28 protein-coding genes and 1 other annotated feature are annotated in these 25,242 nt (G+C 33.9%); of the genes, 23 read left to right on the forward strand and 5 right to left on the reverse strand.

From position 1 onward, the window contains the following. The first annotated feature begins 169 nt into the window (after positions 1-169). From recJ to recR, 10 genes are all read left to right on the forward strand, one after another. Entirely contained in the window at positions 170-2,464 is a 2,295-nt protein-coding gene (gene recJ / locus H1220_00725; GenBank protein QMI85930.1) for a single-stranded-DNA-specific exonuclease RecJ, read from the forward strand. After that, the gene (locus tag H1220_00730; protein QMI85931.1) at positions 2,461-2,973 is read left to right on the forward strand and encodes an adenine phosphoribosyltransferase; all 513 of its coding nucleotides are present in this window, start codon (positions 2,461-2,463) and stop codon (positions 2,971-2,973) included. Before recJ ends, H1220_00730 begins: the two co-directional genes overlap by 4 nt. A gap of 92 nt (positions 2,974-3,065) precedes the next feature. Continuing rightward, positions 3,066-3,182: a sequence feature (ribosomal protein L20 leader region), on the forward strand. A 20-nt stretch (positions 3,183-3,202) separates the two neighbouring features. After that, complete coding sequence (infC, locus tag H1220_00735; GenBank protein ID QMI86613.1) at positions 3,203-3,715, forward strand: translation initiation factor IF-3; 513 nt, start codon at positions 3,203-3,205, stop codon at positions 3,713-3,715. Positions 3,716-3,766: 51 nt separating this feature from the next. Continuing rightward, positions 3,767-3,967: a 50S ribosomal protein L35 gene (rpmI, locus tag H1220_00740; GenBank protein ID QMI85932.1), complete on the forward strand. Its 201-nt coding sequence runs from the start codon at positions 3,767-3,769 to the stop codon at positions 3,965-3,967. Between the two features lie 87 nt (positions 3,968-4,054). Then, complete coding sequence (gene rplT, locus H1220_00745) at positions 4,055-4,414, forward strand: 50S ribosomal protein L20 (GenBank protein QMI85933.1); 360 nt, start codon at positions 4,055-4,057, stop codon at positions 4,412-4,414. 84 nt (positions 4,415-4,498) lie between these two features. After that, positions 4,499-5,209: a glucosamine-6-phosphate deaminase gene (locus H1220_00750; protein QMI85934.1), complete on the forward strand. Its 711-nt coding sequence runs from the start codon at positions 4,499-4,501 to the stop codon at positions 5,207-5,209. A gap of 74 nt (positions 5,210-5,283) precedes the next feature. Continuing rightward, positions 5,284-7,017: a DNA polymerase III subunit gamma/tau gene (dnaX, locus tag H1220_00755; GenBank protein QMI85935.1), complete on the forward strand. Its 1,734-nt coding sequence runs from the start codon at positions 5,284-5,286 to the stop codon at positions 7,015-7,017. 7 nt (positions 7,018-7,024) lie between these two features. Continuing rightward, positions 7,025-7,336, forward strand: coding sequence for a YbaB/EbfC family nucleoid-associated protein (locus H1220_00760; protein QMI85936.1), 312 nt, complete (start codon positions 7,025-7,027; stop codon positions 7,334-7,336). 89 nt (positions 7,337-7,425) lie between these two features. Beyond that, positions 7,426-8,409 carry a hypothetical protein gene (locus tag H1220_00765; GenBank protein ID QMI85937.1) on the forward strand — a complete coding sequence of 328 codons (984 nt, stop codon included), beginning with the start codon at positions 7,426-7,428 and terminating at the stop codon, positions 8,407-8,409. 33 nt (positions 8,410-8,442) lie between these two features. Next, positions 8,443-9,045: a recombination protein RecR gene (recR, locus tag H1220_00770; protein ID QMI85938.1), complete on the forward strand. Its 603-nt coding sequence runs from the start codon at positions 8,443-8,445 to the stop codon at positions 9,043-9,045. Between the two features lie 655 nt (positions 9,046-9,700). On the opposite strand, the gene H1220_00775 is transcribed toward recR, so the two are convergent. The 4 genes from H1220_00775 to H1220_00790 form a co-directional block, all read right to left on the reverse strand. Next, entirely contained in the window at positions 9,701-10,276 is a 576-nt protein-coding gene (locus tag H1220_00775) for a hypothetical protein (protein ID QMI85939.1), read from the reverse strand. Between the two features lie 288 nt (positions 10,277-10,564). Further along, entirely contained in the window at positions 10,565-11,473 is a 909-nt protein-coding gene (locus H1220_00780) for a helix-turn-helix domain-containing protein (GenBank protein ID QMI85940.1), read from the reverse strand. 49 nt (positions 11,474-11,522) lie between these two features. After that, positions 11,523-11,831 carry a hypothetical protein gene (locus H1220_00785; protein QMI85941.1) on the reverse strand — a complete coding sequence of 103 codons (309 nt, stop codon included), beginning with the start codon at positions 11,829-11,831 and terminating at the stop codon, positions 11,523-11,525. 145 nt (positions 11,832-11,976) lie between these two features. Continuing rightward, on the reverse strand, positions 11,977-12,702 hold the full coding sequence (locus tag H1220_00790; GenBank protein ID QMI85942.1) for a helix-turn-helix domain-containing protein: 726 nt from the start codon (positions 12,700-12,702) through the stop codon (positions 11,977-11,979). A 135-nt stretch (positions 12,703-12,837) separates the two neighbouring features. Between H1220_00790 and H1220_00795 the strand changes: the two genes are divergently transcribed. The 5 genes from H1220_00795 to guaB all read left to right on the forward strand — a co-directional run bounded on the left by H1220_00795 (position 12,838) and on the right by guaB (position 16,965). After that, positions 12,838-12,984 carry a hypothetical protein gene (locus H1220_00795; GenBank protein QMI85943.1) on the forward strand — a complete coding sequence of 49 codons (147 nt, stop codon included), beginning with the start codon at positions 12,838-12,840 and terminating at the stop codon, positions 12,982-12,984. Between the two features lie 77 nt (positions 12,985-13,061). Continuing rightward, a complete protein-coding gene (locus H1220_00800) occupies positions 13,062-14,126 on the forward strand; it encodes an aminopeptidase P family protein (protein QMI85944.1) in 1,065 nt (354 codons plus the stop codon). A gap of 421 nt (positions 14,127-14,547) precedes the next feature. Next, positions 14,548-14,922, forward strand: a complete 375-nt coding sequence (locus H1220_00805) for an Asp23/Gls24 family envelope stress response protein (protein QMI85945.1) — start codon at positions 14,548-14,550, stop codon at positions 14,920-14,922. A gap of 7 nt (positions 14,923-14,929) precedes the next feature. Beyond that, complete coding sequence (gene nusB / locus H1220_00810) at positions 14,930-15,349, forward strand: transcription antitermination factor NusB (GenBank protein ID QMI86614.1); 420 nt, start codon at positions 14,930-14,932, stop codon at positions 15,347-15,349. A gap of 134 nt (positions 15,350-15,483) precedes the next feature. Further along, positions 15,484-16,965 (forward strand): IMP dehydrogenase, encoded by a 1,482-nt coding sequence (gene guaB / locus H1220_00815; protein QMI85946.1) that lies wholly within the window; start codon positions 15,484-15,486, stop codon positions 16,963-16,965. 57 nt (positions 16,966-17,022) lie between these two features. Here the strand turns inward: guaB and H1220_00820 are convergent, their stop codons facing one another. Continuing rightward, the gene (locus H1220_00820) at positions 17,023-17,253 is read right to left on the reverse strand and encodes a hypothetical protein (GenBank protein ID QMI85947.1); all 231 of its coding nucleotides are present in this window, start codon (positions 17,251-17,253) and stop codon (positions 17,023-17,025) included. A 77-nt stretch (positions 17,254-17,330) separates the two neighbouring features. Between H1220_00820 and miaA the strand changes: the two genes are divergently transcribed. The 8 genes from miaA (at position 17,331) to H1220_00860 (ending at position 25,235) form a co-directional block, all read left to right on the forward strand. Next, the gene (gene miaA / locus H1220_00825) at positions 17,331-18,248 is read left to right on the forward strand and encodes a tRNA (adenosine(37)-N6)-dimethylallyltransferase MiaA (protein QMI85948.1); all 918 of its coding nucleotides are present in this window, start codon (positions 17,331-17,333) and stop codon (positions 18,246-18,248) included. Next, the gene (hflX, locus tag H1220_00830; protein ID QMI85949.1) at positions 18,233-19,477 is read left to right on the forward strand and encodes a GTPase HflX; all 1,245 of its coding nucleotides are present in this window, start codon (positions 18,233-18,235) and stop codon (positions 19,475-19,477) included. Before miaA ends, hflX begins: the two co-directional genes overlap by 16 nt. Next, positions 19,477-20,607, forward strand: a complete 1,131-nt coding sequence (locus tag H1220_00835; protein QMI86615.1) for a cysteine desulfurase — start codon at positions 19,477-19,479, stop codon at positions 20,605-20,607. The genes hflX and H1220_00835 overlap by 1 nt, the downstream gene beginning before the upstream one ends. 30 nt (positions 20,608-20,637) lie before the next feature. After that, on the forward strand, positions 20,638-21,825 hold the full coding sequence (thiI, locus tag H1220_00840) for a tRNA 4-thiouridine(8) synthase ThiI (GenBank protein ID QMI86616.1): 1,188 nt from the start codon (positions 20,638-20,640) through the stop codon (positions 21,823-21,825). A gap of 16 nt (positions 21,826-21,841) precedes the next feature. Next, on the forward strand, positions 21,842-22,306 hold the full coding sequence (locus tag H1220_00845) for an 8-oxo-dGTP diphosphatase (protein QMI85950.1): 465 nt from the start codon (positions 21,842-21,844) through the stop codon (positions 22,304-22,306). Positions 22,307-22,648: 342 nt separating this feature from the next. Further along, positions 22,649-23,047: a hypothetical protein gene (locus H1220_00850; GenBank protein QMI85951.1), complete on the forward strand. Its 399-nt coding sequence runs from the start codon at positions 22,649-22,651 to the stop codon at positions 23,045-23,047. Positions 23,048-23,097: 50 nt separating this feature from the next. Then, positions 23,098-24,072, forward strand: coding sequence for a hypothetical protein (locus tag H1220_00855; GenBank protein QMI85952.1), 975 nt, complete (start codon positions 23,098-23,100; stop codon positions 24,070-24,072). Beyond that, positions 24,069-25,235: a hypothetical protein gene (locus H1220_00860; protein QMI85953.1), complete on the forward strand. Its 1,167-nt coding sequence runs from the start codon at positions 24,069-24,071 to the stop codon at positions 25,233-25,235. Before H1220_00855 ends, H1220_00860 begins: the two co-directional genes overlap by 4 nt. Positions 25,236-25,242: the final 7 nt, after the last annotated feature.

Consider the following 25,242-nt stretch of genomic DNA (forward strand, 5'->3'; position numbering starts at 1 on the left):
TCGCTCACTTTTTGAGCGATAAATGAGCGATAACACTATTTTTCTATTGATTAGAAAACAAGTTTAGCGTATAGTGATAAAGTCATCATGTGATAAGCATTTTTAATGGACGAGTGTTTTATCCGTCCTTATAATAGAAAGTGACGGATAAAAAAGGAGAGAATGTATTTTGGCAAAAAAATCAGTATATGAATGGGTTCAAAAAGAGCAACCAGAAGAACAAGATATTAAAGCCTTTCAAGAAGAAACAGGCTGTGATAGAAGTTTTGCCATACTATGTTTGCAACGAGGTGTTCACTCAAAAATACAATTAGAACAATTCCAAAATCCTACATTAGACCAGCTACATGATCCATATTTAATGCACGATATGGAAAAAGCGGTTAATCGTATTAAAGAAGCCATTGAAAAAAATGAAAAAATATTGATTTATGGTGATTATGATGCGGATGGGATAACGAGTACGACGATTTTATCTGAAGCGATTGATATGCTAGGTGGTAATGTTCATTTTTACTTGCCAAATCGAGCAACTGACGGATATGGACCAAATGTAGATGTGTATAAATATATGATTGATGTTGACCATGTAGAGCTGATTGTTACATGTGACAATGGTGTTGCTGGGCATGAAGCGATTGATTTAGCGATGAAAAAAGGTGTTGATGTCATTGTGACAGATCATCACGAACTACCCGAAGCGTTACCCAATGCATACGCTATTGTACATCCAAGGCACCCTAAAGGGAGTTATCCATTTGGTGATTTATCCGGAGCAGGCGTTGCCTTCAAAGTGGCATGTGCTCTTTTGGAAGAACTTCCAATGGAATTATTGGACATTGCATCTATTGGTACAGTGGCTGATGTTGTGAGTTTGGTGGACGAGAATCGGGTTATTGTATCGCACGGGTTACGAATGCTTAAACAAACACAGCGTGTCGGTTTATTGAAACTGCTCTCAAAAGCAGGCGTTGATACTGAAAAGGCAACGACTGATACAATAGGCTTTACGATAGGGCCACGCTTAAATGCAATTGGTAGGTTAGATGATGCAACACCGGGTGTTGATTTGCTTATGACTTTTGATGAAGATGAAGCAGATGCGTTGGTTGACTTGATTGAACAAAAAAACAATGAGCGAAAAGCCGTTGTTGATGCCATTTCTAATGAAGTGATGGCGTCTTTACCGAATCCGTTGCCAAACCTTATTTTATTAGCTAATGAACATTGGCAAGCAGGTGTTTTAGGCATTGTTGCCAGTCAAGTTGTTGAAAAAACAGGAAAACCAACCATTTTATTACAAAAAAATATAGAAACGGGATTGGCTAAAGGTTCTGGAAGAAGTGTTTCTTCTGTGAATTTGTACGATGTATTATCGAGTGTGAAAGAAGAATTTGTTGCATTTGGTGGGCATGAAATGGCAGCGGGGATGACTGTTGCTATTGATAAAATTGACATCTTACAACAACGTTTACAAGAATTTGTCCCGAGCGAAACAAAGCGATTTTTAACATACGATACCGTTTTAGATGCAAAAACATGTACTATTGAATTGCTTCATGCGATTGATACACTAGCACCTTTTGGTACTGGAAATGAACGACCAATTATTTGTGTGAAACACACGATGCTCTCTCAAATGAAAGCAATCGGTACAAAAAAACAGCATTTAAAAGGACAAGCAGATCAAATGGATATTGTTCAATTCAATGCGATTCAAGATATTCCTTATTTAAAAGATAATGTCGTAGCCAGTCTTGTTGGACAGTTAAATTTAAATGAATGGAATGGACTCGAGCGAGTGCAATTTCGTGTCATGGATAGTTGTATTAACGGTACACAATTTTTTGACTACCGTGGAACAAAAATGACAGAAAAAGATATGATGATAGACAATGCTGTCTATTTATTCTTTGACAAAAAATATTATGATTACTTTAAAGAAAAACTGATAGATACTAGTACAGCCGTTTATTATGAAGAAGATGTACCCAATACCGTTGAAAACTTAGTTTTATTTGATTGTCCGCCCAATGAAGACATATTCAAAAATGTTTTGCAAAATATAGCAGCGGATAATGTATATGTTATGGCACACACGCGAAAAAGTGCCTATTTAATAGGATTACCAACACGTGAACAATTTGGCGTGCTTTATAAATACATTCATAAAAAACAAGAATTTGTGATTAGAGATATGTTAGATACGCTTGTAAAACAATTAAATATTAAAAAAGATGTATTGATTTTCATGATACAGGTGTTTTCTGAGGTAAAATTTGTTACAATAAAAGACGGTGTTTTAATATTCAATCCACAACATGAGAAATGTGTATTAGAAGAAACCGAAGTATTTAAAGCATATAAAGAAAAAATGTGGATTGAGCAAGCTCTAATTTACACACAATTTTCTCAAGTGATAGATGGTATCAAAGGGTATCTAGGAAAAGGAGAGGCAAGATGAAGTTAGAAAATTATATTGCAACAGTACCAAACTTTCCAAAAGAGGGGATTATTTTCCGTGATATTTCTCCACTAATGGAAAATGGAGAGGCATATCGCTATGTTACAAAAGAAATTGCGGCGTATGCCAAAGAAAAAGAAGTTGATATTATTGTTGGGCCAGAAGCAAGAGGGTTTATTATTGGTTGTCCTGTTGCCAATGAATTAGGCGTTGGTTTTGCACCGGTCCGTAAAAAAGGAAAACTACCTCGTGAAACAGCAGAAGTGACGTACGGTTTAGAATATGGACAAGATACATTACAAATTCACAAAGATGCCATTAAACCGGGGCAACGTGTACTTATCTGTGATGATTTATTAGCTACGGGTGGTACAATCGCAGCTACGATTAAATTAGTTGAATCATTAGGTGGTATAGTTGTCGGTACAGCGTTTATTATCGAGTTATTAGATTTAAATGGACGTGAAAAAATTAAAAACTACGACATTAAAGTGTTTTTAAAATATTAACAAATAGTTGTACACTCACGTTAATCCCGTTAGCGTGAGTGTATTTCATAAAATTATTGACAAATACTCTATTTTCCTATAGAATAGACAAGACGATAAAGCAGAGGCTCCCGCTTCTCGCCTAAGTAGACCAAAGGTCCTTGGGCAAATAGAGATTCGATTTATGAATGTCAGTGGGTGCACACGTGCACCCACTGTTTTTCTGCTAAGTCAAAAAATCTTGGAGGTGATTGAAATAGCAAAGGATATGATGGTAAATGACGGCATTCGTGCTAAAGAATTACGTGTGATTGATGGACAAGGTGAACAACTAGGCGTTATGACACGTACACAAGCGTTGAAGCTGGCAGAGGATGCAAACTTAGATTTAGTGCTAGTTTCTCCAAATGCGGTGCCACCAGTAGCTCGTGTAATGGACTACGGGAAATACCGTTTTGAACAGCAAAAACGTGAGCGTGAAGCACGTAAAAACCAGAAAGTTGTCACAATTAAAGAAGTGCGTTTAAGTCCAACAATTGATGAGAACGACTTCCAAACAAAACTGCGTAGTGGACGTAAGTTCTTAGAAAAAGGAGATAAAGTAAAAGTATCTATCCGATTCAAAGGACGTGCGATTACACACAAAGAAATAGGACAACGTGTATTGGAAAAATATGCTGAAGAAACAGCCGATATTGCAGCGATTGAATCACGTCCGAAAATGGATGGACGCAGCATGTTTTTAATGCTAGCGCCAAAATAAATAGTAGGTTTATAACCTTGACAAGTAGAAATATTGTAGGAGGAAAGCAAAATGCCAAAACAAAAAACACACCGCGGATCAGCAAAACGTTTTAAAAGAACTGGTAACGGAGGTTTGAAACGTTCTCATTCAGAAAGAAGCCACCGCTTCCACGGTAAATCTAAAAAACAAAGACGTCAACACCGCAAAGCAACAATGGTAAGCAACAGCGATATGAGACGTATCAGAAAACAATTAGCACAACTTCGCTAATTGGTATTGCGTAACGATTATTATTGAAAATAAGAGATATAAAACGCAGGAAGTCAAATATGCGTTTATCATAAGGAGGAATTGACTATGCCACGTGTAAAAGGTGGAACAGTGACGCGCAGACGTCGTAAAAGAATTTTAAAATTAGCAAAAGGTTACTATGGAGCAAAACACTTGTTATTCAAAACAGCTAAAGAACAAGTGATGAAATCTTATTCTTATGCTTATAGAGATCGTCGTCAGAAAAAACGTGATTTCCGTAAATTATGGATTACACGTATCAATGCAGCTGCTCGTTTAAATGGATTAAGTTATAGCGTATTTATGAACGGCTTAAAAGTTGCAGGTATCGAAGTGAACCGCAAAATGTTAGCTGACTTAGCTGTAAATGACCCAGCAGGATTTACGGCTTTAGCAGAAGAAGCAAAAAAAGCATTAAATAAATAAGGAAAAAGGCACTTTTGAGTGCCTTTTTTGTGTATTCTGTGTATAATAGAAGTATCAACGTTTGTAAAAAGGAGGGAAAAAGTAATGAATATCGTTATTGTAAACTCAGCAACAGAAGGGGCAAAAAAAGCGTTTACTTTATTTGAGCAATCTTTTCAAGAAAAGGCAATTGTTTTTGGGCTTGCGACAGGGTCAACACCAATCGAATTATATCAGTTATTAAGAGAAAGTGATTTAGATTTTTCTGATAAAATTTCGATTAACCTAGATGAATATATCGGTTTATCCGCAAAAGATGAGCATAGTTATCATTATTTTATGAGAGAGCAATTATTCAATGATAAGCCTTTTAAAGAAAACCATATTCCAAATGGACTAGAACACTGCGAAGAAATTGAAATTTCAAGATACGAAAATATTTTGAAACAATATCCAATCGACTTGCAATTACTTGGTTTAGGTACGAATGCACATATTGGGTTTAATGAACCTGGTACATCATTTGATACTCGCACACATAAAGTAGCATTAACGGAGTCAACGATTCAAGCGAATAAACGTTTTTTTGAAAAAGAAGAGGATGTCCCAACATACGCTTATTCAATGGGGTTACAGTCTATCATGGATGCTAAAAAAATTGTATTGCTTGCCTTTGGTGAAAATAAGGCTCAAGCTGTCAAAGATATGATTGAAGGTCCTGTGACGATAGATGTTCCAGCAAGTATTTTACAAAAGCATGATGATGTCACGATTATTATTGACGAATGTGCAGCAAGTTTATTAAAAAGGTCATAATTGCATGACCTTTTTTTCTGTTCATTTGATGCCAAATAGCTTATAATAAAAGGGATAGTGAAAGGAGGTACTTTATGTATCAAGCTTTGTATCGAGTATGGCGACCACAAACATTTGATGATGTTGTTGGGCAGCAAGCTGTTGTCAAAACATTGAAAAATGCGATTGCAACGAATAAGGTAAGCCATGCTTATTTATTTACAGGCTCAAGAGGGACAGGAAAGACGAGTGCGGCAAAAATTTTTGCAAAAGCTATAAACTGTCCACACCAAGAAAATGGCGAACCGTGCAATAAATGTGCGATTTGTCAATCAATTACGGAAGGCTCTTTGAGTGATGTTATTGAGATTGATGCTGCTAGTAATAATGGTGTTGAGGAAATCCGAGATATTCGAGATAAATCTAGATATGCACCAACAGAAGCTGCTTACAAAGTATATATTATTGACGAAGTGCACATGCTCTCTACAGGGGCGTTCAATGCTCTTTTGAAAACATTAGAAGAACCAACACAAAATGTTATTTTTATTTTAGCAACAACAGAGCCACATAAAATACCTGCTACAATTATATCAAGAGCACAACGTTTTGATTTCAAGCGTATTTCTCAAGAGGATATTGCTAAACGGTTAATGTACATATTAGAGCAAGAGCATATTGACTATGAAGAAGCAGCCATTCAAATTATTGCCAAAACAGCACAAGGTGGTATGAGAGATGCGCTAAGTTTACTTGATCAGGCGATTTCTTATGGAGATAGTGTAACTTATGAAAATGCCTTAGATGTTTCTGGGAGTATTTCTCAAGAGGAAATGGGAGCTTATTTAGTGGCGTTATCTCAACAAGACACAGGTACAGCGCTATCTATTTTACATACAATTCTTTCTCATGGTAAAGAATCAACACGTTTGTTGGAGGAATTGCTATCTTTTTCAAGAGATATTTTAGTGATGCATGCAGTGGGAAAACAGACAACTCTTGTATCTAGTGTTCATTTAGATACATTAACGCAAATTTCGTCTAGTTTTATCTATCGCTTTATTCATGAATTGACATTGACACAACAAGCGATGAGAGTGTCCACACAACGAGATTTATATTTAGAAGTTTTGACGGTTAAAATGGCAACAGAGGAAGAAATACCAGTCTTAGAAACCGCACCGCTTGAGTTAGAAACATTGAAACAAGAAGTATCAAATTTGAAGAATCAGTTAGAAAAGCTAATGGACAGTGGTATAACCTTTGAAAAAACAGTTGAAAAAGTGGTGCCAAAACCAAGTAAACCACAAGAAGTGTTTAAGCCTAATTTAGCACGTATTTTTAATATTTTAGCACGTGCTACAGCGCAAGATAAACAAAAAATTCAAGATGAGTGGCAAGATATTTTGTCGTGTTTAGCAGTTAGTCAACGAGCAAAATTGAACGCTTCTACCGTATTAGCTGCCAGTCCAGAAGGTGTAGTTATTGGTTTTGAATATGATTTATTATGTGGATTAACTGCAGAAGATGCTGAGTTGAGAAACGATATTAGCAAGCATGCCATGCGTTTAATTCAACATCCATGTGTGGTTGAATGCGTGCCACATAATCAATGGAAAGATGTTCGAGATAAATTTATTCAAGCTAAAAAAATGGGGACATTAGAACAATATTTAACACCTGATGTATCAGAAAAAGTATCTATAATGCAAGCAGTTGATTCAAAACAGTTTATCGAAGAAACAATAGAAACAACTTTAGAAGAAATACCAGAAATAATTAGTAAAGCAACAGCGTTATTTGGAGATGCTGTGTATATACAGGAGTGATGAAACAATGATGAAAAATATGGGAAACATGCAAGGTATGATGAAACAAGTACAAAAATTGCAAAAGGAAATGGAACAAGCACAAGAATACTTGAACACACAAGAATTTGTCGGAAGTTCTGTGAATGATTTTGTGAAAGTATCTTTAAATGGCAAACGTGATGTGTTAGATGTGACAATCGCACGAGAAGTTGTAGATCCAGATGATATTGAAATGTTACAAGATTTAATGGTTGCTGCTATAGCAGATGCTTTGAAAAAAGTAGAAGATCGTACGAATGAAGTTATGGGTCGTTATACAAAAGGATTACCTTTCTAAGAGTGTATATCAAAATGAAAAAGAAAACATATAGCTATATCATCTTATCTTTTATTTTTATGTGTGGCATGTTCTTTCTTATTCAATATATGACAGAAAAGCCGCCAGTCAAAACAATTATTCCTCAAGAAAATCAAGAAAATGTAACTGAAATTGAGCCGAAAGCCTTTCAGATTACAACAACTTATCGTATTGATGAAGAGAAAAAAGTACCGGAGAATACATTGTGTCATAGCGTTAGTGAATGCTCGTTGTACGGAGATAGTCAACTTGAAAAAACACATTGGAATGTTCCTATTCCACGTGTTGAGTATGCATTAGACGGTGGTGGAAATGAAGATTTAGAAAATGGAAAATCTGTTGCACGTTATGATGTCGTGAACGATACGCTGTTACCAGTAGTTAAAACAGATTTAACGGCAGAGGAACAAAAACAATCGGAAGAGGTATTTGATATATTTAAATCAATGATTCCAAAAGAATGGCGAAAATATTTAGCATTCTTTTATGTGTATAAAGGGAGCGGTTTTTCAGCAGCTGTCTATAACGATCAAGAGCATCCGCTTGAACAAGAGCTATTTTTTGATATAGATAATTACAATGATTTAAAACAATATGGTGCTTACTATCCTAAAATATCTATTATTGAAACAATGGTTCATGAGTTTGGGCACATGTTTTCTTTGTCGCCTGATCAACGTCATTTGGATTTCCAAGGACATAAACGCACTGATTTTTATTTGAATGGTATTAAAAGTGATGGTTATTTAAGAGCATTTTATCAAGCATTTTGGAAAGATATTGATCCGAACTGGATTGATTTTGCCTCTGTGCGAACCAAAGATGATGAAAGATTCTTTTATGAGAAAAACAAAGATAATTTTGTTGGTACATATGCTACAACAGATCCAGATGAAGACTTTGCAGAAAGTTTTAAATATTTTATTTTTACACAAAGAAATGATTTTAAAGGTCTTCCTTACGAACAAAAAATATTATTTTTCTATCAATACCCTGAGCTAGTATTACTAAGAGCTCAAATGATAAAAGAAATTGTTGCTAGACAACAATAACTATGTATAAAACAGAAAAAGAGGAAAAGTAAGATGCAATATCCAGCACCTATTGAAAAACTTATCGATAGTTATCGAAAATTACCGGGAATTGGTGCAAAAACAGCAGCAAGACTAGCTTTCTTCAGTATGGATTTACCGGAAGAAGAAATTATACAATTTGCGAATGCTTTAATTAGCGTGAAACGCGATTTAACACATTGTCATATTTGTGGCAATATCACGCAGGCTGATCCGTGTTTACTATGTACTGATGAATCACGTGATAAAACGACTTTATTAGTCGTGGAAGATTCTAAAGACGTGATTTCAATGGAACGGATGGGTGAATATCGAGGATTGTACCATGTTTTAGGTGGTGTTTTATCACCTATGGACGGTATTGGTCCTGAAGACTTAACCATTCCTGCACTCATTCAACGTTTACAAGATAATGACATGATAAAAGAAGTAATTGTTGCGACAAACCCAACAGCAGAAGGAGAAGCAACAGCTAAATATATTGCTCGTTTACTAAAACCGGCAGGCATTACCGTCACACGTCTTGCGCATGGTTTAGCCGTGGGTAGTGATATTGAATATGCTGACGAAATGACACTCTTACGTGCCATTGAAGGTAGACGAGTATTGACTTGAAATAGCGTGAAGCTATTTTGAAAGGCTATATAAAAAAGAAGTTAACCAAAAAATGAGAACAGATACTTAAAGTTATATCAGCACAGATAAAGGTACTTAGCGTACTTATCAAATAGTAAAAGGATTGAAAACAACATTTCAACACGTTGCTTTCAATCCTTTTCGACTCTATACCCAATAGTGTTGGTGACTAAATATTTATAGAACATAAAAATATAACAGAACGAGAATAACTTGTTATAGAGTCAAACTTATTAAATAGTAGTTTGAAAAGAAGATTTTAAGGAATTACTTTTAAATTTTTGCAAGAGTCATTAAATCTGTTTTTTGAAACAAATATCGGTTTTTTTTAGATATATTCTTTTCTATTGGAAAAACAATATTGAACAGAACTATCCCACACCAAAATGGTGTGGGGAACTCGGATTTTCTGTTCTTAGAGTCAGCTTTTTTATAAGATAGTTTGTTTGCAATATTTTTAAGAAAATGAGCTATTTTTTAGAATAAATGAGAGTGTATGCTTTATATAACCAGTATGGTATCAAGATAGCTAAACAAACGCCAGTACCTGCCCAAGATCTTGTTAGATAACCTAGTATACCCAATGTTGCAAAGCAGCATAGAAATAATAGTGCTTTTTTCATGATATTTACTCCTAAAAATTGATATGTCCATTGTTTGGATAAGCGTCTTGACTATCCCACCATTGGGCAATGGCATGTCCTGGAGATGCAAGATTTAAAGCAAATTCAATTACACCGGATGAAATAAATTTATTTCCTAGAACTCTGGCAATGGCTTGTTTTAATATGTTTTTTGCTTCATGTTTTCCTAGATGCGCTAAAGCCGAAACAGATCCACCAGTTAATACACCAATAGCTACATCAATTGCAGCTCCAACTGCATCTACTGTAAGTCCTTGTTCGTCCCATATTCCTAAGAAAAATGGTCTACTACCATGACTTATTTTTTCATAGACAGGTCTAAAATCTCCTTTTAATTGACGTCTTAATGTTTCTCTTAAATAATAATCAGAAAGTGTAGGATATTTATTTTTTAATTCTTGGATAAGATTTTCTTGTTGTTCAAGAGTTAATTTTTTAGGGACAAATTTGTTTTCAGTAAGTTCTTCCCCATAAACGATTGTTGTTTCTAAAGAAGGTATTATAGTACCACTGAAACTGAGACTTAATAAACCACATATTAATAATTTTTTACTTGCTTTTTTCATAAATATCTTCTCCTTTGTCTTTGTTTTCTCTTTTTTGATTCGCTATGACTAATTTTTTTTCAGAATTCCTCCAATCCACCAAATAATTTCTAATATATCTATATTCAAAATATTACCTCCTTTACAGTTATATTTTATATTTATATCAAAAAACATAACAGGACGAGAATGTCCGGTTATGTTTTATTATTTTTTTGTTGTTTTTAAATGTTTTTATAGAATTTTTGCATGATTCAGAATAAATATTCAAAAATGGAGATAGATTAAAAGTTGGTTAGTTATTTAAAATTACATGAGTTTTAAATCTTTTTTCATTTCAAGTAAAATTTTTTCTTCAAGAGGTGTATCATTGAGATATTGAGCACCTTTTATGGCAGACGTATAGAAATTTTTTGCAAGTTTAAAATCTTTCTTGTAAATAAAATATTTTGCTTCTAACATATTAATAATTGGCTTTTTCTCTATATCATGTGTATAAGTAAGTATTTCTTTAAGCTTATTCAGACATAGATAAAAGTCTGAAAAGTCATCATACTGCATAATAATACCAAGCAATGCAAAGAAACATTTTTGTATAATGTAATATTCAGAATGATAATAGCACTCATGATTTAAAAGATTCTGTTTAAACTTATTAATATAATATTTATAGATATGAAAATCATTTACTTCAGCTAAGATACTTAAAAAGAAAATATCAATAATCAATAAATCATTGAATGAATATGTTCTTTTTCTTTTGACATGGTCAAAATGTTCTTCTAAAATAGCTTTACCCACCGAAAAATCTTTTGTTGTCACAATTTGCATTTCTTTTTGAAGTATATCAATTGATAATTGTTCTTCTGTGGTTAAGCTATCAAAAAAATGAGTATAGATTTGTTTAAATAAATATTCTTTTTCTTGTGTTTTTTCTTTGTGTTGTAAAGTATGTAGTTGTATAATTCTTTTTTTCAAATCGTAGTATTCTTCTGGAAGAATAGTTGTATGCTCATCAATGAGTATACTTAGAGAGATATTTAATTTTTCTGCAATATAAGAAAGAGTTAATAAAGAGGGTAAAGATTTACCAGTTTCAATACGCGTTAATTGACGTACACTTAAGTTTTTTTCACAATCACACATTTCTTCTCGTGTTAAATTTTTCTGAATACGTAATTTTTTGATTTTTTGCCCTATTTTCTTTATTTTTAACATGATTGCCTCCACTTCAAATTATTTTTAGTAATATCTTTATTATTCACACTCAGCATATATTTTTCGATAGGTCTTTTTTTAAAAAAGAATAAACCCCGTAATAAACGATTGCATAAATCAGATTATTCACTAACCCAATATGAAGTGGTTTAAACACAATAAAATAGATAATACTAAATGAGCCAATACTTATATTTACGAATATTTGTTTTGTTGTTTTACCAAAAATAAAAAATAAACTATGCCCAATAGTTACTAAAATAAGTGAAAAAACAGCAGGTAAATTATCGTACGTCACTAAACAAGTATTGCCAATGAATAGCAAACACAAGATTATAAAAAATAGCTTTTTTGTCATATTTTACCACCCCTCTTTGAAAATATAATATTTTTGCCACTATTATAATACTTAGTATTAGGTTTGTATACTTTTGTGATAATGTGGTATTGGTAAATAAAATCACGTTGATGGCTATTGTGCATCAACGTGATAAATGGTTTGATTATACTTGAACAGGTGTGAACCAATCCACAACACGACCTACGATATTTAAGTACGCATCGTCAGAGTGTCGAGGAATGATAATATTGTCATATTTTTCGTTTAAGGATACTAAAACAAGAGTATCTTTTTCAAAATACACTTTTTTAACGTATGATTTACCGTCATAATCAATGGCATAAATTTCCCCGTTGATAAAATCACTATTTTTCTTAATAAGAACGACATCATGATTATGCAATAAAGGTTCCATACTATCACCAGAAACAGCACTCGCCACATCGTATGGTTTTAAATCATCTCTATCTGTATAAAGAGTGATTGTATCGTTGTTTCCATAGTTGTATCCAACACCTGCGGCAAGAGCTTCAACAACGTTTATTGGATGAAGCGTAATTGTTATTGTTCTTTGTGCGATAAGATTATCAATAAAATCAAGTGTTTTCTTTTGTTCTTTATCAGACAGTTGTTTCACAACTTTAATAAGTTCAGCCGTTGTTTTTGACACGGTAACTGTTTTTTTTCCATATAGTAGAGTATGTATATCTGTCTGGAAAATATCAGCTAGTCGTTCTAAATCTTCTATCATCGGGCTTCTATCACCTTTAATCCATCTTGAAATGGCTGATTTTGATTTATTGATTTTTTTGCCAATATCTTCTAAAGTCATATCTTGTTCTTTTCGAAATGTATCAATCATAATAGGCAGTTTATTTTTTTCAACCATATAGCCCTCTCCTTTTATCATGTATCCACAGTATACATTTTTTTTGACGATTTGTAAACAAGTTGTTGACAATTTGTAAAAATGAGCTATAATACATTTTATAAGTTTTACTTTTTGGCAACAGGAGGAATGTTTATGTTTAATATTTTTGAAATGATGATGATTTTGTTTTTAGTAGCTGGCACAGGTGTTTTTTTCTTGTTAATGAGTACACAGCAAAAAATGTTAGAGGAACAAAGACAAAGAGTGCATAATCGACGTATCAGCATGATGACACGATAGGCTTAGATATAAATACTCGAATGAGTTGTTTCAATTTGGTATAATTGGCATAAGTCATAGTGGTAAGGAGAGTATTTATGTCAAGAATAGAAAAAGTACAACAAAAATTAGTAGAAAGAGGACTAGATGCCTTATTGGTAACAAACCTTTATAATCTACGCTATGTAGCAGGATTTACTGGGACAACAGGATTGGCTGTTATTACAAAAGATAATGCTTTTTTTGTAACAGATGCTCGTTATACAGAGCAAGCAGCGAAACAATGTAAAGGATATACTATTGTACAAAATTTAGGACCTATTTTCTTAGAAGTGAAAAAAATCGTGACAAATGAACATATTAAAACATTGGGCTTTGAAGACGGCAGTATGTCGGTTAAAGAATATGACGGATTGAAAGAGTTATTATCGGCTCAATTAGTATCTGCATCAGGATTAGTAGAAGGTTTAAGAATTTTAAAAGATGCCGAAGAATTTGATATTATTAGACAAGCGTGTCATATTGCAGACCAAGCATTTGATTATATTTTAGGTGAAATTAAACCAGGTGTAACAGAAATTGAAATTGCCAATAAAATGGATTTTTATATGCGTAGTTTAGGTGCATCGGGTGTATCTTTTGAAACGATTATTGCCAGTGGTGAACGTTCTGCAATGCCTCATGGTGTTGCAAGTACTAAAGTGATTGAAAAAGGTGACTTTATCACAATGGATTATGGTTGCTATTACAATGGGTACGTGTCTGATATGACAAGAACAATCTCTTTAGGAGAACCAAGACATGCACAATTAAAAGAAATTCATCAAGTGGTGTTGGGAGCACAAACATTAGTGAATGAATCTGTTAAAGCAGGATTGTCATGTGCTGATATGGATAAAATCGCTAGAGATTATATCACGCAAAATGGATATGGAGAGTATTTTGTACATTCAACTGGGCATGGTATTGGATTGGAAATTCATGAAGCACCGGCTGTATCAAGAATATCTGAATCTGTTTTAGAAGTAGGACATGCAGTCACAAATGAACCGGGTATTTATATCCCAGGCATTGGTGGTGTCCGTATCGAAGATGATATTTTCATCACAGAAAATGGTGCAGAAATTGTGACAAAAGCAAATAGAGAATTGATTATTTTATAAAATAAAGGAATTTTTTGTCAAAAGGTGTCGATTAGTAAAATAATCGACACCTTTTAATGAAACGTTAAATGAAAGCTGATAAATATGGTATATCTACATATTTTATTTAGCTAGTAGAATGATATAGCAATTTATTCTATTGTCAAAAGAGTATACAAAAAAATTATTAACAAACAAGAGTTTTTCATCAGAAGATTATCAATAGAATTCAAAAACTAGAAAAATGATAGAAATCAAGAGGTAAGAGAATATAAGATAATATTTTATATATTGCTAATATTTAAATTTCATGAGATAGATTTCTAAGAACGACAACGCTATTCTTAAAATATTGCATAAAAGTATATCTTATTTCTAAAAAAAATGATATAGTAGAAGTGATGTATCGTTATGATAAATAGAAAGCAAAGGAGAGCGTAAAGTGAACAAGTATGAACATAATGTTTTAGGAAATATTGAGATTGCTCCTGAAGCCATTGAGTTAATTATTGGTATTGCTGTTTCAAAAATGAAAAGAGTACATAGCATACAAGGAAAATTAGTATCAAATATGGTATCCGTTTTTTCAAAACCTCTTGTGAGTAAAGGTGTGTATTTAACAACTAATTCAGAGGGAGAATTTGTTGTTGATATTTATGTAAATACATTCTACGGTGTGTCCATTCCTAAGCTGGCTAGACATATTCAAGAGCGTGTGAAAGAACAAGTTTTATTTATGTGTGATATTGATATTCAAGAAGTGAATGTACATATTGTAAATTTAGTTTTAGAAGACGCAGGTGAGAGCGTTGAGTAAAAAAATGTTGAACAGACGCCAAGTGCGTGAAAAAGCTATTCAAACTCTTTTTCAATTAACGTTGAATAAAGAATTATCTCCAGAAGAAGCTATGGAAAATGCGTTGATGATTGATGCCATTGAAGACATTGCAACAAGCGTTGAAGATGTACCGTATTTATCAGAATTAGTTTTGGGGATTTTGGGAAAAGAAGAGATGATTGATAATCTCATTCAAGAACATTTAAAAAATTGGCAAGTATCAAGACTAACAAAAATAGATTTGGCAATTTTAAGACTTGCTGTTTATGAAATGTTTGATGTCATGGATGAAAATGTGCCAAAAAAAGTGGCAATTAACGAAGCCATTGAATTGGCAAAACTTTATAGTGATGATAAAGCACCTAAATTTATCAATGGTGTCTTATCAAGTATGATTGAAGAATAGAAAGTGCGTATACTATGTGACGCACTTTTTTTGTAAATGAAAATTTAATAAAAAAACAAAAATATCATTGACAATCTACCGCTAAAAATGATATTTTGTTAAGCAAAATATTTCAGATTTTGGAGGGATTGTTTATGTCATTATGGGAATCAAAATTCGTAAAAGAAGGGTATACATTTGATGATGTGTTATTGGTGCCGGCGGAAAGTCATGTGTTACCAAATGATACAGATTTAAGCGTTGAGCTAGCTACAAATTTAAAATTAAATATTCCGTTAATAAGTGCCAGTATGGATACCGTAACTGATTCTAGTATGGCAATTGCAATGGCTCGTCAAGGGGGATTGGGTGTCATTCATAAAAATATGTCCATTGAAGAACAAGCTGAAGAAGTAAGAAAAGTAAAACGTTCAGAAAGTGGCGTGATTTTAGATCCGTTTTTCTTAACGCCTAATCATTTAGTACGTGATGCAGAAAAACTAATGGCAAAATATCGCATTAGTGGTGTGCCTATTGTGGATACACTTGAAAACAGAAAGTTAGTAGGAATTTTAACAAATCGAGATTTACGTTTTGTGTCTGATTATACGGTGAAAATTGATGAAGTCATGACACGCGACAATCTTGTAACAGCACCTATTGGCACATCATTAAAAGATGCAGAAAAAATCTTACAACGTTACAAAATCGAAAAATTACCAATCGTGGATAAAGACGGTAAATTATCTGGTTTAATTACGATTAAAGATATTGAAAAAGTAATCGAGTTTCCAAATGCAGCGAAAGATAAGCATGGACGTTTATTAGTGGCTGCCGCTGTGGGTGTAACAAGTGATACTTTTGAAAGAGCAAAAGCACTATTAGATGCTGAAGCAGATGCAATCATTATTGATACTGCTCATGGGCATAGTGCAGGTGTTATTCGTAAAATTAAAGAAATTAGAGAAACATTCCCAGAAGCGACATTGATTGCAGGAAATGTTGCGACGGCTGAGGGAACACGTGCGTTATTTGACGTCGGTGTTGATGTTGTGAAAGTGGGAATTGGTCCGGGTTCTATTTGTACAACACGTGTTGTTGCCGGTGTGGGTGTTCCACAATTAACAGCAATTTATGACTCAGCAAGTGTGGCACGTGAGTACAATAAAGCTATTATTGCAGATGGCGGTATTAAATATTCAGGAGATATTGTAAAAGCATTGGCAGCTGGTGGACATGCTGTTATGCTAGGAAGTATGCTAGCTGGAACAGATGAAGCACCGGGTGAGTTTGAAATTTATCAAGGACGTCGCTTTAAAACATATCGTGGTATGGGTTCTCTTGCGGCTATGGAAAAAGGATCAAGTGACAGATATTTCCAAGGTTCAGTGAATGAAGCAAATAAACTTGTACCAGAAGGTATTGAGGGACGTGTCGCTTATAAAGGGAGTGCCGCAGATATTATTTTCCAAATGTTAGGTGGCTTACGTTCAGGTATGGGTTATGTTGGAGCACCAAATCTTAAAGCACTACGTGAAAATGCACAATTTATTAGAATGAGTGGAGCAGGATTACGTGAATCTCACCCACATGATGTGCAAATTACAAAAGAAGCACCAAACTATTCTGTTCAGTAGATTGTATGATACTCAAATAGGCTCGAAATCAACATGTTGATTTCGAGCCTATTTTAATTAGTCCTCATCTTTGACATCAATATCTTCTGGGAGGGGTGTGTTTAAATAGTCTTGTAATTCTTTTATATATTTATCACGTTCTTTTAGAAACAGGGTAAATTGATTGGCATTGATGAATATATCGTCATCAACCACAAGATAGCGAATTTGTTTTTCACGAATAAGTCGGGTGATGTCTTGTAGGGAAAGGTCTAAATAATCGGCTGTTTCTTGAGGGGATAAATACATTTTGGCACTCTCCTAACGACTTTTTTCTAGGCTTATGTTATCATAACAGTAATGATAATACAAAGAAAGAGAGTTTTATGAAAAAAGAAAAAGTCTTAGTGATTGTTGGTCCAACGGCAGTGGGGAAAACCGCATTGAGTATTGACATCGCCAAAAGGTATGGTGGGGAGGTCATTAGTGGAGATTCAATGCAAATTTATCGACATTTAAATATTGGCACCGCTAAGGTAACACTAGAAGAAATGGATGGTGTACCACATCATTTGATTGATATTTTAGAACCTGACGAAAGTTATAGCGCAAGTGAATTTCAGGCAATGGCAAAAGAAAAAATCCGTAGTATTTCCCAAAATAATGCATTACCCATTGTCGTTGGGGGGACGGGGTTATATATTGAGGGATTACTATATAATATGCAATTTGGTGGTAATAAAAGCATTGATACGAGTATTGCAGAAAAACTAGAAAAAGAATTGAAGCAAAAAGGTGCTAATGTTTTATATGAGAGATTAGTACGTGTAGACGCTAAGGCGGCCGAAAAAATCCCCATTCAAAATGAAAGACGTTTGTTGAGAGCATTGACAGTCATTGAAAGTACGGGAATGTTATTTTCGCAACAAGAAGATAAGACATTGGTCTATGATAGTTTGGTCATTGGATTGACGACAGAGCGAGATAGACTGTATGAACGTATTGATTTACGTGTGGATAATATGATAAACCAAGGATTACTTGAGGAAGCAAAATGGCTATATGAGCATTACGAGGGAGATTTTCAAAGTAAGAAAGCGATAGGGTATAAAGAATTATTTCCTTATTTATCTGGGGAAGATACTTTGGAGCATGCGGTTGATGTGCTGAAACAGCAATCCAGACGCTATGCAAAACGCCAGTTGACATGGTTTAGAAATAGAATGGACGTTTTATGGTTTGATTTGTGGCAAGTCGATAAAGAAGATATTTATAAGGAGATTGATGAATGGCTGAAAAGGTAATATTAGTGGCGATACAACGTCAAGAAAAAGACGAAGCGTTTATGTATAGTCTACAAGAATTAGAGCGTTTGACAGAAACAGCAGGTGGAGAAGTCGTTGCCACATTGATACAAAAAAGAGAAACTTTTGATAGTAAAACGGCGATTGGAAAAGGAAAAATGGAAGAATTGGTGGCGTTAGTAGAAGAACTAGAACCAGAAACCATTATTTTCCAAAACGAGCTTTCTCCTAGTCATGTAAGAAATATTCAAGCACAAGTGTCGTGTAAAGTGATTGATCGTGTACAACTGATTTTAGATATTTTTGCCATGCGTGCCAAAAGTAAAGAAGGAAAGCTACAAGTTGAGCTAGCACAGTTAAACTACTTATTGCCTAGATTGATTGGACAAGGGACGAATATGTCGCGTCTAGGTGCCGGTATTGGAACAAGAGGGCCTGGGGAAACAAAACTTGAATCAGATCGTCGCCATATTCGAGAGAAAATTCAAGAGTGTAAACGTCAATTAAAAGAAGTGGCAAATCATCGCCAAAGAGCAAGAGAACAACGGAAAAATAGTCATACGTTTCAAATGGGCTTGATTGGGTATACGAATGCGGGAAAATCAACTCTATTAAATCGTTTAACCGATGCGGGAACGTATGAAAAAGACCAACTTTTTGCGACCTTAGACCCCCTTACAAGACAAGTGAAATTATGTGATACATTTAAAATGACATTGACGGATACAGTAGGGTTTATCCAAGATATTCCAACCCAGTTAATTCATGCTTTTGAATCTACCTTAGAAGAAAGTCGAGATGTTGATTTACTCATTCATGTGGTAGATGCTTCTGCTGAAAATTATCAAGGGCATCAAGAAACAGTGTTACAATTATTGAAAGATTTAGACATGGAGCATATCCCATTGGTAACGGTATATAACAAAAAAGATATGGCAACGGATATGTTTACGCCGACATTATTGCCGAGCATTGTTATATCTGCTTTAGATGATTGTGATATTAAGCAATTACACCAGTTTTTATGGGAGCATGTGTCTAAAGAGCTGGTTTTCTATCGCAAACAATTTCAGTTGGGGCAAGAAGCAATCGTTACGAAAATAACGGCTGAAACCTTTGTGACAAAGTCTGAATTTAATGAGGACACATTGCTTTATCAAGTAGAGGGATATGCTAAACCAACGTCGCCATTCGTTGCCCAAAAACAAGATGAGGAGTTTGATTTTTGATGATATATTTTGATAATAGTGCGACAACGCCAATGTTTAAAGAAGTTATTGATACCATGGCAACCGTTCAAGAAAATTTTATTGGCAATCCGTCTAGCTTGCATCATTTAGGTGTGAAATCAGATAGCTTGATTGATAAGGCAAGACAACAAATTGCTGATTTATTATATTGTGATAAGGAGGAAATCTTTTTTACAAGTGGTGGAACGGAAAGCAATAATACGGCGATTATCGGTACAGCATTTGAAAAACAGTCGTTTGGAAAACATATTATTACGACTCAAATTGAACATCCGTCCGTTTTAAAAACGATGCACTTTTTAGAAAAACAAGGGTTTGATGTCACTTATTTAGACGTTGATACAAATGGAAAAATTGATGTAGAAATGTTGGGGAAGGCCATTCGTCATGATACGATTTTAGTGTCTATGATGTGGGTGAATAATGAAGTTGGTATTTTAGAACCTATTCAAGACGTTGCGGTCTTATTGGAAAAGTATCCAACCATTCATTTCCATGTCGATGCTGTCCAAGCGTTACACTATGTTTTAACACAGCGTATACCATCTCGTGTTGATTTATTAAGTTTATCAGCACATAAATTCCACGGGCCTCGTGGTATCGGGATTTTGTATAAACGTGAAGGGAAACGTATTGAATCTTTATTGCATGGTGGTGGGCAAGAAAAAGGTGTGCGTAGTGGGACAGAGAATACCGCAAGTATCGCTGGTATGGCAAAGGCGCTACGATTATACAGTCAAAAACAAATACCAATTCAATCTTATCAGTCTGCCTTGCGAGCGTTTTTATCGTCTTATCATGGTGTTGAAATATTGTCCCCGCTAGAACAAGCACCGCATATTTTAACATTTGCGATAAAAGGTATCCGAGGAGAAGTACTGTTACATGCTCTGGAAGAACAAGGGATTTATCTATCTACGACAAGTGCGTGTTCTTCTAAAACGGCTAAAGAGCATCATACATTGGGAGCGATGAATGTTTCTGGTGATATATCTCGTTGTGCCGTTCGATTAAGTTTATCGGTAGAGAATACGCAAGAAGAAATAGCACAATTTCAACATGTATTTGACAATGTGTATCAAAAATTTAGTAAAATATTGAAATCTTAAAAGGAAGAATAAAAAATGAACGTTAGAATTATGGTTCGTTATGGCGAATTATCAACGAAAGGGAAAAATAAAAAAAGTTTTACACAACGATTGGCACAAAATGTGAGGCATATCTTACAAGACTTTGAGCAAATAAAAGTAAATCCCGACTATGATTTTATGTATATCACATTAAATGGAGCACCAGAAGAGGTCGTATTAGAGCGTTTGAAACATGTTTTTGGGATACAGAGTTATTCGCCAATTTATACGGTTGAAAAATCTCTTGAAGCCATGTTCCAACAAATCTATGCTTTATTATCCAATATGGATTTATCTGATAAAACATTTAAAATTTCCACGAAACGTGCTGACCATGAGTTTGATATGGACACGAATACGTTGAATCGTGAATTAGGGGCAATGGTTTTAGATGCTTTTCCTCAATTAACAGTAAAAGTCAAACAACCCGACATCAATATAAAAGTTGAAGTGAGAAAACATGCTGTTTATATTAGTACCCAAACGTATATAGGTGCAGGGGGATTGCCTGTTGGCACAGGTGGAAGAGGTATGATGATGCTTTCTGGTGGTATTGATTCTCCAGTTGCCAGTTATTTAGCGTTAAAGCGTGGTTTAGAATTGGAAATGGTTCATTTTTACAGTCCGCCTTATACAAGTCCGCAGTCTTTAAGAAAAACACAAGAGTTAACAAAAAAATTAGCATTGTACGGTGGGGCTATTCAATTTATTGAAGTGCCGTTCACAGAAATTCAAGAAACTATTAAAGAAAAATGCCCCGAAGCATATTTGATGACCATCACAAGACGATTTATGTTGCGTGTTGCTGATGCTATTCGTCAAAAACGTGATGGATTAGTCATTTTAAATGGGGAATCTATGGGGCAAGTTGCCTCTCAAACATTGCATAGCATGGTGGTAATTAACGAAGTTACAAATACCCCTATTTTAAGACCTGTTGTGGCAATGGATAAATTGGATATTATTGCACTTGCAGAGAAAATCGACACATTTGAATTATCTATCCAACCTTTTGAAGATTGTTGTACAGTATTTGCACCACCCTCTCCAAAAACAAAACCAAATCTAGAAAAAGTCCGTGTGTATGAAGAAAGATTAGACGTGGATGCCTTAGTAAAACGTGCAGTAGACGGTATTAAAGTCTATCCGATTGATGTACAAACACGCTTTGATGAAGATGTAGAAGATTTATTATAGAACTCGAGGTGTTTATATGCAACTAGCCACATTATGTTATATTGATAATGGTACATCTTATTTGTTATTACACCGACATAAAAAGAAACACGATGTTCATCAAGGAAAGTGGATTGGTGTTGGTGGAAAGGTGGAACGTGGAGAAACACCGGAAGAATGTATTAAACGTGAAGTGTTAGAAGAAACGGGTTTAGTGCTCAATAACCCTAAACTAAATGGAGTAATTACTTTTCCTAATTTTGATGGTGTTAAAGATTGGTATGTTTTTGTCTTTACAGCAACGACTTTTTCAGGAAATCTCATTGAAAGTGATGAAGGAAGTTTAGAGTGGGTGCCTTATGAAAAAGTAAGAGAAAAACCAACATGGGAAGGTGATTTACTTTTTTTAGACTGGTTATTAAACAAGAAACCATTTTTCTCTGCGAAAATGGAGTATAATAATGGACGATTAGCACATCATCATGTGCTGTTTTATGAGTAAATATCAAATATGTCAAGCAATAGCCGTACCGACTATTACTTGGCATATTTTTTATCTATTTATTTCCCAAATACTGCTTATAGATTGCTATAATTTGTTGGATTTATGACGTTTTTATAGGGTAAAGTACCAAAATTCGCCTTAAATCTTTATTTTGTATAAAAATACATTTAATTTTGGGTGTTTTTATTTATAAATTAAGGGGTATACAAATCTTTCTTTTTATAAATATTGATTTTTGTTAAGTTTAATTGACAAAAACACTTTTTATTATTATGATAAAAGTGTAGCTGGTACTCATTTCTGAAAAATATGGAAAAATCAGGTTGGGAGATGAGTTTTATGAAAAGAACAAATAAAAAAACTTTAGGTATTCTAACAGGAGTGGCTTGTTCGTTTGTTTTTGGAACCGCTGTCTATGCGGGTGCTGCAGTGGGTAGTCCTAATGAGTATTGTATCAATCAAATGAAGCGAAATGGTGCAGAATCATTAACAGAATATGATTTTGGCACTCCACTACCGCATGATGATGCATATATGAAAGGATATGCGAGTGGTTCGGGTTCTAATGATGTATATGTCGTTATATATACACCAGATGGAACTAAAAGCGAAAGAAGAGCTTCTGAAGTAAGTAAAGATGTCTATGAAGTAGCCGAAGTGGGAGGACAAGATAAAGCTACTTATGCATATGGTGTAGCAACATCTAAAATTGGTACATCATCAATAACAATTCGCTAGTAATAAAAGAAATGAGTATCAGTATTTTGTAATTTGTAAGGGGTGACATCATGAAATTACTCATATTATATAATCAACTATTAAGTAGATTTATCAAAAATCATAAATTATTAACCTTTATTTATGTGCTTGTCATGTCTATGGGAATAGGTGCATTTTTATTTTTATACCACACACAAATGGAATTTATTGAGAAAGCTAAGGAAGAACCATATAATCACGAACTGACTTTAAACCCAATGGAGATGTCAGATAATCTGTGGGAATTTTTAGAAAAAGATACACGGTTTGAAAAAATTGAGTTCAATACAAAAGTAAAAAGTGAATATGCTCCTGAACAATTTATTTATTCTGTTATCGCTGTACTTCATGTACAAGATGAGGCTTTAAAACAAGAAAATGATATTTTTGTGTCATCTAGGATTTATGATGAGTTAAAACAGACACAAAAATTAACTTTAGATAATCAAGAGTATCATATAATAGGAGAAATAGATGATCCTATTGCAACGGTACAAATGTCTTATCAGCATTATAAAAAACGATACAAACCGAGCAGTATTCACGTTCATGTAAAATCAGAGTTTGTTTTTTCGATAAAAAGTATTCAAGAATATATTGAAAATCATTTTAATGTTTCAGTGAAAAATAAAATGGATCAAGCAGAAAAATCAGAGCTAGAAGTTTTTAAATATTTATTAATGCTGGCTAGTATTATCATTTTATTAAATATTCTTTCACTCTATGTGTTTATGCTTCGCTCTCGAGCAAAAGAGTTTTTAATCTATGACCTTTTAGGAATGAAAAAATTATCTATCTTATTTTATTTACTAATAGAAACAATTATTTTTTATGTTATCAGTTTTCTAATTGCTTTTATTGGGTTTGTGACACTAAATACAATATTAGGAAATACTCTATTACTGAAATATCTATGGATATTATGCATGACTCCGCTTGTTATCAATTTAGTATTGGTTTGTCTTGTTTTTATAGTCTTGTTACGTAAAGGAGGAATAAAATGAAAAAAATCTATTTAGCATTAACTATTTTTAAACAACAAAAATGGTTGAATCTATTGATTTGTCTTGAATTAGCCTTTATGTTTTCTTTATTCAATATTGTTTTAAATCGTACGGATAATATGTTTCAAAATGAAGCAGTATTAACGCAAAGTGGTTTACAAAAAAGTATAAATTTTGCTCCAATATCAAGACATATAGACGATATAGGTTTAAGACAAAGACTAGTACCTCAAGTAGAAAGAATACTTGAAAAATATGATTTTGTAGAGGGGGTTTCTACATTTGAAGAAGTTAGTGTACAGACGTCTAAAGATACACACGGCATGCTTTTATATGATGCTTTAACGGTAGAAAAAGTATATCCTATTTTAAATACGGAACGTGATAAATTACCAGTAATTGCCATTTCAAATGGGAATAAAGTGTATCAAGTAGGGGATACGATTAAAGCAATGATAGACGGTAAAGAGAAAATTCTTACAGTCGTACAATCAGACGATATTGCTAAATTACCTTTATTTTGGTCACAAGGAGGACGAAATTATTTAGGAGATACGACTATGATTTTTCAAAATATTATACAAGGGCGAACGATTCTATTGGGACGAATATCCGATGAATTAAGAGGAAAAGTGAATCCTTATGAAGAAAATATCATGGTTTACATTAAACCAGATACAGAGATGACAAAGGTAAGAGCGTTACAATCAGAGCTATCTCAACTTGGTCAAGCAGATATTGTGTCTGATATGATACAAAAAACGCAAGAGCTTAATGCGGATAAAGTTAAAAAAGATTTAATCAATATGGTCGTTGTCGTATTTGCTTCTGTCATTGGAATGTTTAGTGTATCTGTGTTAAATGTGTATCAACAATTACGTCGTTTTTCTATTTGGCACATGTGTGGGGCAACATTAAAAGAAATTGGCATCATCTATACATTGTATATGTGTTTGATTGGGGTATTGAGTATTTTATGCTTTGCTGGATTGATGATATTAGGATACGTATCAGATGGACGAGGACATTATTACTTCTATTATATAAATCCGTCCCATTTAGTCACAATGATAGGTATTGTTAGTATCATGGTTTTTGTGACTTTAGGATGTTCGTTACTTGCCTTGAAAAAACAAGGTGTTTTCCAATATTATTATGAGTGAGGGGGAT

The sequence above is a fragment of the Carnobacteriaceae bacterium zg-84 genome, assembly GCA_013874835.1.
Classification (GTDB): domain Bacteria; phylum Bacillota; class Bacilli; order Lactobacillales; family Aerococcaceae; genus WM01.